Genomic DNA, 14,965 nt, shown 5'->3' with positions numbered 1-14,965 from the left:
TCATGAGCAAAAGGGTTTTTATGATATTGATGCTGTGCCTTTTAAGTATTGCTTGGGCAAGTGCGCAAAGCCAGGTGAAAGGCGAAGTATTTGCGCAGGCTTCGCGAAAACCTATTAACCAAGCCGACATCATCAACCTCAATACCAAGGAACAAGCCGTCAGCAATGCCAAAGGCGAATTTGTAATCCAAGCATCCTTAAACGACCTGTTGGTTTTTAAATCGCCAGGCTACAGGCCGGATACGTTGCTGCTTATCCACCTCAAACCGCTGAGAAGATACTTGGCTTTGGAAATCAATACCCTAAATACGGTTTCGGTAAAAGGCATGAGTCTCAGCGAGCAATATGCGCGAGAGCTCAACAAGGGTGAGGCCATACATCTCAAACAGGGCAGGGGCTTGCTATTCTATCCATCTGCTTTTTTTAGTAGAGAAGGACGCAATGCCCGCAGGTTTAAGCGCATGCTGAAGCGCGAAGAACTGGAGCTCCCAATAGACCGGCGTTTTAATGTGCAAACCATTACGGCTGTTTTGCCCATCAAGCAGCCCGAGTTGGATGCTTTTATCATGATGTACAGGCCTAGCCTGAAATTTGTGCGTAAGGCCGATGTAGAGGATTTTAAGTTCTACCTGCTTGATTCTTACCGTAAGTTTAAATGGCTGCCCCCAGAGAAAAGAGTATTGCCATCCTTAAAATTGCAAACAGATTCCTTAAATTAGTTTTTTATTGCCAAACCAAAATTTTTTATGATGAAGATGCGCCCCTCCCTAGCCCTGGTATTGTTAAGCATTATGTTGTCTTTTGGCTTTACCACCAAACCTGTAAAATCTAAAAAGCCAGCCGTATTGGTTTTTTCGCTAACCAAAGGCTATAGGCATGCTTCCATCGCCGATGGTATTGTGGCCATTAAAAAGCTGGGCGAAGAAAATAATTTTGATGTCGATACAACCGAAAACGTAAAGGCCTTTAATTTGGAAAACCTGCGCAGGTACAAAACGCTTGTTTTTTTAAGCCCTACCGGCACCAATGTGTTTAACGACGAGCAGAAAAAGGCCTTAAAAAAATACATCAACAAGGGCGGCGGTTTCGTGGGCATCCATGCCGCTACCGATTTTAGCTTTGAGTGGGAATGGTACGGCCAAATGGTGGGCGGTTTTTTTGAGAGCCATCCCAAAGTGCAGCAAGCCAAGCTCCTGTTGGTCGATCCGCAAAACAAGGTGGTAGAAGGCCTTCCCGAAGTTTGGAGGCATACCGACGAATGGTATAACTTCAAATCGTTCAACAACTCGGTTAAGGTTATTGTAAAGGTAGATGAGGCTTCCTACGAAGGGGGAACCATGAAAAACGATCATCCCATTACCTGGTACCATCGCTTTGATGGAGGCAGGGTTTTCTATACCGCTTTGGGTCATACCAAAGAATCATACAAAGACCCCTTGTTTTTAAAACAGGTATTGGCCGGTATCGAATGGACCATGAAGTAGGCTACTTTGCTCGGTATTGCTTGGCCACTTTGTGGTGTTCAAATTTCTTTTGCAGGCTCTTGCAAGTTCATTAAATCTTCATATTGTATGCTGACATTAGTATTGTTAAACGATTTTAATAATCACTAAATCATAAAAAAATGAAAGCACTTAAAGTATTAATGATCGCCCTAGTAGCCGCTTTTACCGTAAACACCGTAAGCGCACAAACTGCACCAGCCAAACCAGCTGCCAAAACTGAAAAGCCAGCTGCCAAATCAGAGAAAAAAGTAAAAAAAGGCCATAAAAAACACCATGGCAAAAAAGCAGTAAAAAAATCTTAATCCACTAGATTTTTCGGGAGGTTCTTTGGCCATGTTGCCAGAGAACTTTCTGCTTATCCATAAAGAGGCATGTTGAGCCTCCAGAAACAATTAATTTTAGACTGTTAAATATTCATCAAATCTTCATGTTTGGTAAGGACATTAGCAGTATTAATCAAAATCTAAAACAAGTAAAACACATGAAAGCAATTAAAGTATTAATGATCGCGCTAGTAGCCGCCTTTACCGTAAACACTGTTAGTGCACAAACTGCACCTGCTAAAACTGCCAAACCAGCAGCCAAAGTAGAGAAACCAGCTAAAGAAGCTAAAAAAGCTGCCGATACCACTGCAAAAAAAGCCAAAAAAGAAGCCAAAGCTGCTAAAAAAGCTGCTAAAAAAGCAGGAAACTAAATAATTAAAGTTTGTTAGTTTGTGAAGCGTCCCGATTGTACAGCAGTCGGGGCGCTTTTTTATGCCTTTTTCATCATGTTGGCATAAGCCGTTTGCAGGGCATCGGCAAAGAGGTCTGTTCGCAGGTGCGCCAAGCAGAAAGTGGTCATGCCTGCCTGGCCCCACTTGTTGGGCACTGGGAATATGTGTACAGGGTCGAATTGATGAAACACATCCTGGTCAATAAGCGTAAGTTTTAAATTGGCCTGGTTTGTCTTGGGGTCGTATGTGGCGAATATTCTTTTGCCCGCGTAAAAAGCCATACGGTCGAAGTGGGGTTTTTCGAAGGTTTCGGGATAGGCGAGCGCCATTTGTCTCAAATTTTCAAAACTGACCATAGAACAAGCATGAAGTTCGACTAAAGAATTGTGGCTTCAATTGCCAACAATGCCAGCTAAAATAAGCATTTTTGGGGAGCAATTCCTCAGCCATGATCAGGATCAACGACGAAACCCCAGAAGAAACGCTTCAAGACATCAAAATCGGCGATATGGTTACCGATGGGTTTAGCAAAACCAGTTTGGTAGAAAGCATCAATATCAGCGACGACGGCCTGTACAAAATCTACGAATTTAACCTGGTTACAGGCAGGGTGATTACTACCAAGCGCTAATTAGCCTGATAAACCCCTTTGGCTACCCTGTCTTTGTTGTAAAAGTAATAGCCGGAGATAATCAGGATGGCTAAGATACCTTCTACAAAAACAATGGTTTGGGCGCTGTACAGGTGCGCAAAATAACCAACCAGCAAGGTGCCCAAAGGCAATACACCTTGATAGGCCATTAAGTAATAGCTGATGGCGCGTCCCCTCAATTCGTTAACAGAATGTGTTTGGATATAAGTGTTGATGGCTGCGGTTTGCATCATCATGCCTACGCAGGCCAATCCGGTACTGATCAGGGCCAGCCAAACACTTGGTGCAACGGCCAGCAAAATCAATCCTGCGCCAAATACAAAGGCCGACGAAATGACAATCTGTTGCATATTCTTGGCAGTTTTACGTGAAGCCATGTAAATGGCTCCCGTCAAGGCGCCAAGTCCGCCCGCACTTTCAAACCAGCTAAAAGTAGTGGCATTGCCGTTAAAAACATCTTTGGCAAAAACGGGCAATAAGGTAGAAAAAGGGATCACCATCAAGCTTGAGAAGGCCAGCACAATAATCAGCGAAGAAATATCGGGCGAATCTTCCAGGTAATGATAACCTTTTTTCAGGCCTGTCCAAACGTCTTCGAGTGCCGTTTCGGTTTTTTTAAGATCCAGTTTCATCAGCAACAGACAGATGATAACCGGTATAAAGCTCAAGAAATTGATAATGAAACAGGCATCTTCGCCATAGGTGCTTAAAATAATGCCTGCCATGGCCGGACCGATCAAACGGGCAGCGTTAAAGGCGGAAGAGTTGAGGGCTACCGCATTGGGCAGGTCCTCTTTGTCGTCAACAAATTCTACCACCAGCGATTGCCTTGCCGTGGTTTCGAATGTGGCCACGATGCCTTGAATCAAACTCAAAACCGCGATCATGGTAATATTGTAGTATTTGAGCCAGATGAGCAGTGCCAGTAAGCCCGCCTGTACCATAAAAATAACCTGACACGTTAAAACTGTCTTGAATTTGTTCCGTTTGTCTACAAAGTTGCCTGCAATGGGGGCCAAGATGAGTGCTGGGATTAGGCTCAAAAAGCTGATAAAGCCCAGCATAAAGGCAGAGCCCGTAACCCTGTAAATGAGCCAGCTTACGGCCACACGCTGCATCCATGTGCCCACTAGGGAAATAGATTGTCCGGTAAAATGCAAGCGATAATTGTAGTATTTAAAGGAGCGGAACATGGTCATGGCAACACGGATTTGGTTTCTGGGGCGGTTATTTTTTCTAACAAGGGAATCAGTTGGGAGAGGGCGTCGATTTCCTGGGCGTCCAATCTTTCGTCGATCGCTTTCTTGAGCCATCCGTCTCTTAAGCTTTTAATTTCCGAAAGCTTGGTTTTGCCATAGGTCGAGAGCGTAATAAGGGTTTTGCGCTTGTCGTTTTGGTCGGTAATGCGGTTAATGAAATTGGCTTGGGCCAAGTTGTTAAGGCACTGGGAAATGGCCTGTGCAGAGATATGTTCCATTTCGGCAATGGCCGATGGCAACAGTTCGGTGTTTCGGTCCAGGTGGCCAATAATGTTCATTTCGGTAGCCGAAAAAGGGAATTCATGCGGCTGTTTTTTGGCTACTCGCGTGAGCTTGAAAATCAGGCCCCTTAATTTCGAAACTTCTTGAATTGGAATTGGCATGTACAAAAGTACTAAAGTAAATTAATAAAGTAACTTTAGTATTGTAATTATTTTGTAATAGATATAGGGTGTTTTTCTTTTCTGAATCTCTAAGAGAAAACAAGCTTTATAAGTATAATTTGCTTAAAGGTTAAATTATATTTTTTTCTTAAAAAAAACCAAATTGCATTTATATTAGTAAAATCGATAAGGAAAATCTGATAACAGATTTGATAAACTAAAAAATGAACAAATTAATATTAACGCTCGCTGCTTGCCTTTTCTTGCAAAAGGCAATGGCTCAGAGTCAGAATGTCGTAAAATTCAACTCTCCTATTGCTCCCTCTCCTACGGCGGCAAGCTTAGGGAAATATGGAGATATTCCAGTTTCCACCTACACTGGGATCCCGAGTATCCAAATTCCTTTATACGAGATTAAAGTTGGTGCGAATATATTGCCAATAGGATTGTCCTATTATGCTGGGGGATTAAAGGTTTCTGACGAAGCTTCAAATGTAGGCTTGGGTTGGTCTTTAAATGCAGGAGGTGTAATTACAAGGACCAAAAAAATGAAAGATGATTTTTCACCTGACGGCTATTACAAAAATAGTATTCATACTAATGATGATGGAAAAGATAAAGAGCCTGACTTATTTTATTTCAACTTTGCCAACTTTTCTGGAAAGTTTCTGATAGATTATTCTTCAAATCCATCTCAGCCTTATGAAATCAAACGCATAGGAATTTATAACGACGATGACTTGAAAATAGTTCTAAATTCAAATCAAACATGGACTATTATCGATAAGTATGGCACTAGATACGATTTTAATACTACAGAAACGCAACACGAAGAAAGTTTTCTTAATGATGACACTACTCCTCATGAAGTATCCGATTATGTATCATCTTGGTTTTTAAGTAAGGTTATTTATACAAATGGGGAAGAAATGATTTTTAATTATGCTAATGGTGCAATAGTTGAAAATACACCTATTATTGATCTGGTCTTTGGGCAAGGGAATGGATATATTACTGGTGCAATTCCCTTTAGTTGTTATCAGCCCCCTGTTCCACGAAACACTTTGACTAAAACTACTTATAAGGTCAAAATAAACACAGTAGATTTAACGGAGATTGTATTCCCTAGCGGAAAAGTTGTTTTTAGTAATGTTTCTTCAAGGCTTGATCTAAGAACATCTGGTGGACCTGCCAGGAAATTATATGAGGTTCAAATTTATAACTTATTGTCTAATGGCTATAATTTGTTAAAGACGTTCCGCTTTAAATACGATTATTTCAGCTCTTCTGGTCGAGAGACTTACTTATCTAAACGATTAAGATTAGACAGGGTTTCAGAGATTGGGGCAACTGGTGAACAATCAAAAAATCATGATTTTTTTTACAATAATATTAATTTGCCAGATAAAGATTCTAAAAATATTGATCATTGGGGCTATTATTGTGGCCCTAGGGGTAATATTGATTTATTTCCTAGAGATGAGGCGGGTAATCTTAATGCTAATGCAAGGTCAAGAAACCCGGATGCAAATTATGTAAAATCAAGTATCCTTTCAGGAATTAGGTATCCAACCCAACTATATACTTGGTTCGATTTTGAACCCAATGATTTTGTAAATTTAGGAACCAATTTATCTTGGTCATCATTAAATAATGCAGGTAATGGGATGTTAGGTGCTGGTGTTAGAATAAAGTCTATAAGAAGCAAAGACGAGTTAAACTCTAACTTACCAATCTTAACCAAGAGCTTTGATTATGTTTCTGATAATGGAACACAATCTAGTGGAAAAATAATGTCTAAAATAAATTATTCTAACCCTTACGATGTAGCTTTCTTAATTAACTTTCCCGCAGGTACAGCATGTAGTCAATATAATGCAAGTCCTATTAGAGAATTAGGGTGGACATTTTATACCAGCTCTTCAATACCTATTTCTGGTGATGCTCAGGGGAGTATCATTGGCTATGACCGTATAGTTGTCAAAAATGTAGGGAGCACAGAAACAACCAAATCGGTCGAAGAATATCATAACTATTCATCTGCCTCCTTAGAGACATATCCACGTGTTCCTCAAGTTAATAACAATAGCAACGGACTTTTAAAAAAACGTACGGAATATGTAAATATTCAAGGTGTTGAAAGCCCCTTGAGGGAAACAGAACTAACTTATGTTACAAAGAGTGCTAATATTGTTAAGGGATATATTTATTTGGCGGGATGGAGAGCCAATTCCTTAGATCTAACAAGTTACGATATTTTAAACGAGTGGATAGTTAATAGCAAAATTATTGAGAAGATATACGAGCCAAGACAAAACAGTTCAAATATATCGAAGACTATTAATTTTTCATATGATAATACTAATCGGCAAAAAATACAAGAAGATTTTATTGATAGCAAAGAAGATAGTTATGTTCTAAAATATCTTTATCCTAAAGATATGGTGGCATTGGGCCATATAGAACCGTATCAGGAGATGGAAAATCGTCACATGACTGGTTATATTGTCCAGGTTGAAAAATATAAAAATTCAATTTTATTGGAGAAAAATTATAACGATTACCAAAGATACTGGCCTAGTAATAGTACGTTAATTTTGCCAAGTGGCGTTAGGACGCAATATATGTCTAGACCGTCAGAAAATAGGTTGAGTTATAATGCTTACGACAAGAAAGGAAATATATTAACTGTCTCTTATCAAAACGGGATAAAAACTAGCTATTTGTGGAGCTATAATTACCAGAACCCAATTGCGGAAATAAAAAATGCAGATTATACAGCTATCGAAAACATACTTGGTGCAGGAGCAATCGATAATTTTGCTGCATTAACTAATCCTGATAAGGCAGCTATCGATAATTTTATAGCGCCCTTAGTTACGGGTCTTCCGAACGCCTTGATTTCTTCTTATGTATACAGTCCTTTAATTGGCTTGCTGAGTAGTACTGATACCAAAGGACAAACAACCTACTACGAATATGATGATTATCAAAGGCTTCAGGCGATAAAAGACCAAAACGGCCATATCGTGAAAGTTTATAAATATAACTACGGTCCTACTTTTTATTATAGCGTAAAAAAAGAACAGAGCTTTACAAGAAATAATTGCGACTACGGAAGCTCAGCTGCACCTATTCTGTTTACTGTGCCTGCTGGACAATTTATTTCTACTATTAGTCAAGAAGATGCCGATCTTCAGGCAGAAAACTATTTATTGGCTAACGGACAAGATTATGCGAATACCAATGGAGTTTGTAAAATTTCAGCTCAATATACAGTAACCTTTACCACAGATCCGTATTTCGGAGGGGTGAGCTATACCCTTACAAAGTCTTTTGACGATGAAAAACGTGCGCTTTGCAAAGTAAGGATAAGATATGACCCGATAAGTGGCGGTGGAGCCATAACGGAAGTAATAGAAGAAATACAGATGGAAAACGGAGTGCTTGAGTATCATGGCTATAGGCAAGTGAATGCCGCGACGACAATTGAAGTAGACCTCGTAGAAGTCATTGAAAACTAATTTTAAGAAACTATCAATTATGTTCGATAAAAATAATTTAATAAACAAGGAACGGATGAGCAAAATAATAGATAGAGTAGAGAAAAATGTTAAACTATTTTCTCTAAGTGTCTTTTTCGTTTTTTCGTATGGCTTGGTTAGTGCGCAAACTTTATCTTCAACTAAAAATTTTATTGCTGAAACCAATGTTAAGGTAAGCGGAAAAACAAATCTGAGTCAGTTAGAAGGACTTCCTAAAAATGAAGTAAACACCAATGTGAAATATATAGACGGGTTTGGAAGACCTCTGCAAACTATCAGCATACAAGCAAGCCCATTAGGGAATGACTTTGTCCAGCCATTTGTGTTTGATGATCTCGGAAGGGAGAAGTTTAGCTATCTTCCTTATGCATCACAAAACAATCCTGGTCAATTTAAAGAGAATGCGATAGCAAATGGCGTATATACCTTCTATAACCCAGGGGCTGGTTTGCCACTAAGCGATGGGGTTACGCGAATTGCCAATCCATACCACGAAAATATATTTGAAGCTTCGCCCTTAAATAGGGTGATAGAACAGGGCGCGCCGGGTAATAATTGGATAATAAGCAATGGCCATACTTTAAAGTCTGATTATACATTTAACAATAATGGAACTAATTTTACTGTAGATGGGCTGGCATGTAGAAAATATACTTCTGTTTCAGTTACCACTCAAGGTTTAGAGCACAAGCGAACATTAAATACATCTGGCTTTTATAATGCCAATGAACTTTATATTACTATTAAAAAAGACGAAAATTGGACGGCCTCTGATGGTAAAGCTGGAACTGTAGAAGAATATAAAGATAAAAATGGTGCTGTTGTGCTTAAGAGGACTTTTAATAAGAAACCAGATAATACACTTGAAGCATTAAGTACCTACTATGTATATGATGATTTTGGTCTTTTAAGTTTTGTATTGCCTCCAGGTGCAAATCCAGATAATGGAGGGCTAACCCAAGAGATACTTGATAATTACTGCTATCAATATTATTATGATTTTAGAAATCGTCTAATAGAAAAGAAAATTCCGGGAAGAGGTTGGGAATTTGCCGTTTATAACAACCTTGATCAATTGGTGTTTTCTCAAGACGCTAACCAGCGTGCCAAAAGTCAAAAGGAATGGAATTTTGTAAAATACGATGCTTTTGGTCGCACAATAATTACTGGATTAGTTCAAGATAATAGAAGTAGGGCCGAGCTTCAGGATGAATTAAATAATTTGGCTTTAAGTAATCAGCCTTTATGGGAACAACGAGATAATGGGAATAGCAATGGTACATATACAGGTTATTCTAATGTTGTTTTCCCAATTTCAAATATCATATCATATTATACTATAAGTTATTACGACGATTATAGCTTTTATGGGAATAACTTTGGCCCTCCTGTCAATGGACAAGCTAGTGGTAATAGAGTAAAATCTCTCCCTGTTGCTTCAAAAATAAATGTAATTGGCCCAAGTGGGGCGCAAAAGACTGCTCAAAACATGTTGCTTCAAGTCAATTATTATGACAATGAAGGTCGCATAGTGCAAAGCAAGACCCAAAACCATTTGGGAGGGGATGATGTTGTTGATAACAACTACAATTTTGCCGGCGAGCTACTAGGTAGTATTAGGACACACAAAGGCTCATCTACATCTTTAATTACTACTGTTGCCAGCGAGTATTTATATGATCATACAGGAAGGAAAACTAAAACCTTTCAGCAAATCAATACAAACTCTAACGTTGGCCCGAAGATTTTAGTTGCTGAAAACATTTACAATGAAGCAGGTCAATTAAAGGAAAAGAAGCTTCACACTACGGGCCAGCCTTCTGCGACTGATATTGTTGTTTCAGATATAGTTCAATCGGGTCAAACTAAAGTAATAACAGCAGGAAATAGTATTGTGCTTAGCCCTGGTTTTGAGGCTAAAGAAGGTTCTGTATTTTCTGCAAGCATTTCTGATGGAAAGTCTTTAGCAACCGTTAAATATGTATACAATGAACGCGGTTGGTTGAAAAAAAGCACAAGCGATTTGTTCAGCTTTCAACTTAACTACGATGAGGCAACTGGGACCGCTACACCACAATATAATGGAAATGTAGCTAATCAGCTTTGGGCTTATGGCAATGATCCAGGTCTAAATACATTTAGCTATGCATATGATAAGCTCAATAGACTTGTTCAAGCTAGTTCGCCAAATCTCGGCGAGGCAATCGTTTATGATGGAATGGGTAACATTCAAAGCCTATATCGCGAAGGAAAAGGAACTAATAATTATATCGCTTATACTGGACATCAGCTAACTCAGGTACAAGGATTTACAAATGCTGTATATAGCTATGACCAGAATGGAAATCTAATTGGCGATAGTCAGAAAAACATAGCTATAACTTACAACTCCTTAGGTTTTCCAGCCCAAATAAGCGGAAGCCAAAGCATTGTTTATCTTTATGATGCCTTAGGAAACAAACTTCAAAAACAAAGTGCCTCTGGCGTAACTGATTATGTTAGTGGCATCCAATACAAAAATAACGGGGCATCAATAGATATTATTCTTACCGAGGAAGGTTTTGCTAGAAATCAGGGAAGTGGAAACTATAGCTATGAGTATAATTTATCTGATCAGCTAGGTAATAATAGGCTAACTTTTCATCAAAATCCCAATACCCAACAGTTGGAGGTCTTGCAGAAAGACGATTACTATGCTTTTGGATACCGGAAGCCGGTACAACTGAGCTCTACTGATAATAAATACTTATACAACGGTAAAGAGATTCAAGACGAGTTGGAGGAGTACGACTATGGGGCAAGGTTCTATAATCCAGTTTTGGCTAGATGGAGCGCAATAGATCCAATGGCTGAAAAAATGCGTAGTTTTTCTCCGTATAACTATGCGCTCAATAATCCAATAAGCCTCAATGATCCTGATGGAATGATGCCAGTTCCGGTTGGTGGCATTCCTGGTATGACTATTTCTGTGCCTACTTCAAAAGCAGAAGCAGCGAGTATGATAGCTTCTCTGTATTCGATGCAAATACAGCTTTTTAAGGATATTACCATGATGACCACCATGAAGAGCACTATGGATAACCTGCAAGAATATGCTTTGAATGAATTGAATTATGGTATGCATAGGGGCAGAGGGTATGAGGCAATGTTAAGATCTGGTCAAGATCCTGGATTAATAGATTTAGAATACAAATTAAATAAGGCCATAGCTACTGCTAAACTGGTAGGCAATGCAATAGAATGGCTGGCTTTCGGTGCCGGCGGTGGAGAAATGATGCTGGCCGCAGCTGCTATAAAAGCACCTGCAATGCAGATTGTGAAAGAAGGCGTAAAAGAATTATCCGAGGAGTTTGTTAAGACAAGCGAAAAAGAAATAATAAAAATTGCAGAAGATAGAGTGCCTATTGGAAGGCTAGCAAGTATAGAAAAAAGTGCAACGGAAAATGGGGCTAAGCTTTCTACAAATGGAGTGAAGCTTAATGAACACCTTAGACAGTTAGAAAAATACGGGCAAGCAGGATTTAACGAGTTACAAAATGGTAGATTTAGGTATTACGGGAATGTCACTCCAGCTAATAATCCAGGTGAAATGATTGGTAGGAGGGTAGTTAGAGAATGGAACCCTGCTAATGGAGGAACTCGAACTTGGATGGAAACACTTGATGGAGCAGGAACAATAAGAATTGTTCGGCCTGAAACAGGTGGGGTTAAAGTTCATTATATGTTTAATCAATTAGGGAATTATACAGGAAGATGGTGACAATACGCATAAATGACCTCGAAAGGGTTTTGGATAGGCTTTTGAACAAAGGAATTTCAAGAGAAGAGGCTGCTGAATGGGCTTTTAAATTAAGGGAGGCCGATGATGCTAAAGCTATTGAATACCATCCTAGAAGTGATGAAAGCTTGATATGGGATGGAATATTATTTATTGAAGGAATCGATCTAAAGGACTCCCCCGAAAGCTATCTTCATAGTGAGGGGGATATCCAATCGTTTAGAGATAAGCTCAAAACCGAAAAACAATGATTTATATCTATAGTTGATTTAAGGGTTTGAATTTATTTAAGTTTGGAGATCCAACTACAATTCAAGTATGGAAAACAGATAATTATTATGCTTAAGATATATGACCAAAATACACTTAAACTTAACTGGAAATAAAATTTCGGCTATTTAATATAGATTTATGAATTTTAATGCCCTTGTAAAATTATAATCTAGCTAATATTTAATCTTTTCGGGTTTAAGTTATGATGGGAGATAGAAGGTATACTAGAATATGAGAGTGAGGATTTAGTCATTTCAATCCATATGATTGCATTTCGTCAAATGAAGAAGGTATGTTATTAATGTTCAAGAAGAATAAGATATTCTATAGTTATTTTGAATTGGAAAAGTACTTTTATGGACAAGATTCTAGTCTAGTTGTTGTCTAGGTAAAGGATGAGGATGTCCTAATTAAATGGTTAATTTCAGTGAAGTATTTCTTAGAGGAAAATCTGAAAAAAATAGTGGGCAATTTGGGGTATTTTTACGAGGAGTTGGAGAAAATGAGACAATCAGAAGCTGAAAATTATGAAAAAGATAGAGTAAATAGGTGTTTAAGGGAGGATGTCGAAAACTATTAGTCGAGTAAAGATTACTTGGTGGAGTTGCTAAGAAACTATAATAGCAAGCTTGAAGAAGATATAAGGAGAAAATATAATTATGCTTTAAAAATGATTGGTAAAGATAATGGCAAATAGCCCATTTTTTAGAGCTTTAAATAAGTAGTGTATATGTCTTATCATAATTTTCTGCCGTGTAGCGCTTCGTTTTTATTTTGCGTATAGGTAATGAACCTAATCCACATCGAATCATTATGAAAATCCGCTTAACCTTTCTTTCCCTGGTTGTTGCATTGTTTTTATCCTCTTTTTCTTCCTGTAAAAAGAAGGAGCTCAATAGTGACAATGCCATCAGCTACGGCACCTCGTTTGGCATGTGCGCCGGTTATTGCCACAACGAACTTTCGATCAATGGCAACAAGACCACGATGACCCGTCAAAAAAACGGAGATCCTACAGCCGCCAAAACATGCAACAGCTCGGTTAGCGAAAGCGAGGTAAATGAAATCAGAAAGCTCTTGAATGCCGACGCAGTTTACAAATTGCCAAAAGTAATTGGTTGTCCCGATTGTGCCGATGGGGGTGCCGAGTGGGTGGCTTTCAAATCGAATGGGAAGGAATACAAAATTACTTTCGAATATGGCCATGCGCCAGAGGCGTTAAAAGCTGCAGTTGAAAAGTTGAAGGCAGTTGCTGATACTTTTAAAGACTGTAAATAATCATAGTTCATTAACGTTTACCTTGGGTAGAAATGAACTTTAATCAACAATGTTAAATTAGCGAGGAGTAGGAGCTAAGCTTTTGCTCTTCTTTTTTAATAAGTGCGGCTTGGTGGTTAATTACATGTTAGGTCTACAAAAGAATTTACGGTCTGTTAATTGCTATTTTGTGTCGTTTCTTGCTGTTTGACATTCAGTCCAGCCCTATACCTGTAAGCGTCAAACCAATTATCTACAAGTTCTATTCTGGCGTCGCCTCCAAATCTATCACTTGCCCTAAAATGCCTATAGTCTATCTGGCCAACCAATAGATGATATCTCCCGTCGATTACCTCCCATTTACATCTTCCCATAAATAGGATGTCATTGTCTATTAGGATTCCATGCCAATGTGGTATATTGTCGTATTGATAAATCGTCAAACTTAGTTTTTCTTCCGTAAAGAGTCTCTTAAATCTTTTTTTGAAATTCTGTTCTCCTTCCAATGTGTTTTGGGCGTCGTTTTTTAACTTTTTTTGGCCCCATCCGTGAAGGATTGATGGTTTTACGATAGCGATTTCTATACTTATTTTTGGGTTTTTGGTGCCAATTGTTAATAATTTAGGAATATTCGATTCTATGAGTACTTTCCATGAAAATTGTGCTGAAACTGCAAGTATCCTTATTTTTACATCTTTATTCTGATTTAGCCTGTCTGTTAAAATCTGTTTAATATCAGGCAGGGCAGCGTTGAAGTCTTCGTAGGATGGTGGCTGAGGCTCGTTGAGGTTGTTGTCTATTTTATCAAGCCTTGCTTTGAGGCCGTTTGTTAAATCAAAAATCAAAAAAATAATATTGCTGGCGAGTGCGGTTAAAATACCTACTTTGGAAATAGTACTGTCAATTATTGCGGATAGCAATAGTGCGCCAATCAGAATAACGGCAATATAGGGCCTTATTTTTGGATAAGTTTCTTTCCATATTTCAATAAGACTCTTGTTAGGGAGATTTTTTGGTTTGTTTTCTTGGGATCCTTCATTCATAAAATTCTTCTTAAATTAATAGCTTTTGGCTCAAATAAACTACTTGGCTGGTCCATGTATACGGTTAAGAAAATGACTAATTATTTCTGAAGCTCTATTTAGGCTTGAAAAGTCTAGACTTGGAAACAATGTTAGGACGGTGCCTAATAAAATAGACGTCCGTGTCAAAACGCATATGGAGAGCATATAATTTGGTTTGAAGTACTGATACTAAGCTATATAATTTTTTTCAGATTATATATTTGCCTATCGATATATATCTGATATATCTGTGATGGAGCGGGCTCGCTGGGCATTGATAATATGAGAGGATGTCAAGCAAGGCAGCTGTTTTTGTTCTATTAATTTGCTTTATTGGTTGATCTTAAATCATCGACCAAGGATTGCCGATTTCTCGTCGGAACTTCCCACTAGGTTAACCAAAAATTAAGAAATCGGGCATAAATTAAAAAACTCGTGCAAAGCCTTGATTATCACAAAATAAGTTCCTACTTTTGCAATCCCTTAATGTAGCCTAGTTATCAACTGGCCATGAGGTATTTAAAATAAAAAACA

13 protein-coding genes are annotated in these 14,965 nt (G+C 38.5%); 9 read left to right on the top strand and 4 right to left on the bottom strand.

Annotated features, from left to right (window positions below; genetic code table 11):
- Nucleotides 1-2 precede the first annotated feature (2 nt).
- The 4 genes from AC6H1S_RS14995 to AC6H1S_RS14980 all read left to right on the top strand — a co-directional run bounded on the left by AC6H1S_RS14995 (nucleotide 3) and on the right by AC6H1S_RS14980 (nucleotide 2,199).
- Nucleotides 3-719 carry a hypothetical protein gene (locus AC6H1S_RS14995; protein WP_497564109.1) on the top strand — a complete coding sequence of 239 codons (717 nt, stop codon included), beginning with the start codon at nucleotides 3-5 and terminating at the stop codon, nucleotides 717-719.
- A gap of 27 nt (nucleotides 720-746) precedes the next feature.
- A complete protein-coding gene (locus tag AC6H1S_RS14990; protein WP_497564108.1) occupies nucleotides 747-1,484 on the top strand; it encodes a ThuA domain-containing protein in 738 nt (245 codons plus the stop codon).
- Nucleotides 1,485-1,624: 140 nt separating this feature from the next.
- Entirely contained in the window at nucleotides 1,625-1,807 is a 183-nt protein-coding gene (locus tag AC6H1S_RS14985; RefSeq protein WP_199141139.1) for a hypothetical protein, read from the top strand.
- A gap of 179 nt (nucleotides 1,808-1,986) precedes the next feature.
- The gene (locus AC6H1S_RS14980; protein ID WP_497564107.1) at nucleotides 1,987-2,199 is read left to right on the top strand and encodes a hypothetical protein; all 213 of its coding nucleotides are present in this window, start codon (nucleotides 1,987-1,989) and stop codon (nucleotides 2,197-2,199) included.
- A 59-nt stretch (nucleotides 2,200-2,258) separates the two neighbouring features.
- Here the strand turns inward: AC6H1S_RS14980 and AC6H1S_RS14975 are convergent, their stop codons facing one another.
- Entirely contained in the window at nucleotides 2,259-2,576 is a 318-nt protein-coding gene (locus AC6H1S_RS14975; protein WP_497564106.1) for an MmcQ/YjbR family DNA-binding protein, read from the bottom strand.
- A 92-nt stretch (nucleotides 2,577-2,668) separates the two neighbouring features.
- Here AC6H1S_RS14975 and AC6H1S_RS14970 point away from each other — a divergent pair, with 92 nt between their 5' ends.
- Entirely contained in the window at nucleotides 2,669-2,851 is a 183-nt protein-coding gene (locus AC6H1S_RS14970) for a hypothetical protein (protein ID WP_199141148.1), read from the top strand.
- On the opposite strand, the gene AC6H1S_RS14965 is transcribed toward AC6H1S_RS14970, so the two are convergent.
- Together AC6H1S_RS14965 and AC6H1S_RS14960 are read right to left on the bottom strand one after the other, a co-directional pair.
- Entirely contained in the window at nucleotides 2,848-4,071 is a 1,224-nt protein-coding gene (locus AC6H1S_RS14965; protein ID WP_233165941.1) for an MFS transporter, read from the bottom strand. The two genes, AC6H1S_RS14970 and AC6H1S_RS14965, sit on opposite strands and share 4 nt — an antisense overlap.
- The gene (locus tag AC6H1S_RS14960; protein WP_497564105.1) at nucleotides 4,068-4,514 is read right to left on the bottom strand and encodes a MarR family winged helix-turn-helix transcriptional regulator; all 447 of its coding nucleotides are present in this window, start codon (nucleotides 4,512-4,514) and stop codon (nucleotides 4,068-4,070) included. The genes AC6H1S_RS14965 and AC6H1S_RS14960 overlap by 4 nt, the downstream gene beginning before the upstream one ends.
- 224 nt (nucleotides 4,515-4,738) lie before the next feature.
- Here AC6H1S_RS14960 and AC6H1S_RS14955 point away from each other — a divergent pair, with 224 nt between their 5' ends.
- The 4 genes from AC6H1S_RS14955 (at nucleotide 4,739) to AC6H1S_RS14940 (ending at nucleotide 13,388) form a co-directional block, all read left to right on the top strand.
- Nucleotides 4,739-8,038, top strand: a complete 3,300-nt coding sequence (locus tag AC6H1S_RS14955) for a DUF5977 domain-containing protein (protein WP_497564104.1) — start codon at nucleotides 4,739-4,741, stop codon at nucleotides 8,036-8,038.
- Nucleotides 8,039-8,093: 55 nt separating this feature from the next.
- On the top strand, nucleotides 8,094-11,819 hold the full coding sequence (locus tag AC6H1S_RS14950) for a DUF6443 domain-containing protein (protein WP_497564103.1): 3,726 nt from the start codon (nucleotides 8,094-8,096) through the stop codon (nucleotides 11,817-11,819).
- Complete coding sequence (locus AC6H1S_RS14945; protein ID WP_497564102.1) at nucleotides 11,813-12,088, top strand: YxzC family protein; 276 nt, start codon at nucleotides 11,813-11,815, stop codon at nucleotides 12,086-12,088. Before AC6H1S_RS14950 ends, AC6H1S_RS14945 begins: the two co-directional genes overlap by 7 nt.
- An 835-nt stretch (nucleotides 12,089-12,923) precedes the next feature.
- The gene (locus AC6H1S_RS14940; protein WP_497564101.1) at nucleotides 12,924-13,388 is read left to right on the top strand and encodes a hypothetical protein; all 465 of its coding nucleotides are present in this window, start codon (nucleotides 12,924-12,926) and stop codon (nucleotides 13,386-13,388) included.
- A gap of 155 nt (nucleotides 13,389-13,543) precedes the next feature.
- On the opposite strand, the gene AC6H1S_RS14935 is transcribed toward AC6H1S_RS14940, so the two are convergent.
- On the bottom strand, nucleotides 13,544-14,410 hold the full coding sequence (locus tag AC6H1S_RS14935) for a hypothetical protein (RefSeq protein ID WP_497564100.1): 867 nt from the start codon (nucleotides 14,408-14,410) through the stop codon (nucleotides 13,544-13,546).
- Nucleotides 14,411-14,965: the final 555 nt, after the last annotated feature.

It is taken from the genome of Pedobacter sp. TM02 (genome assembly GCF_059705275.1).
The sequence above is the reverse complement of the archived record's forward strand: the minus strand, read 5'-3'. Positions and strand labels throughout refer to the sequence as shown.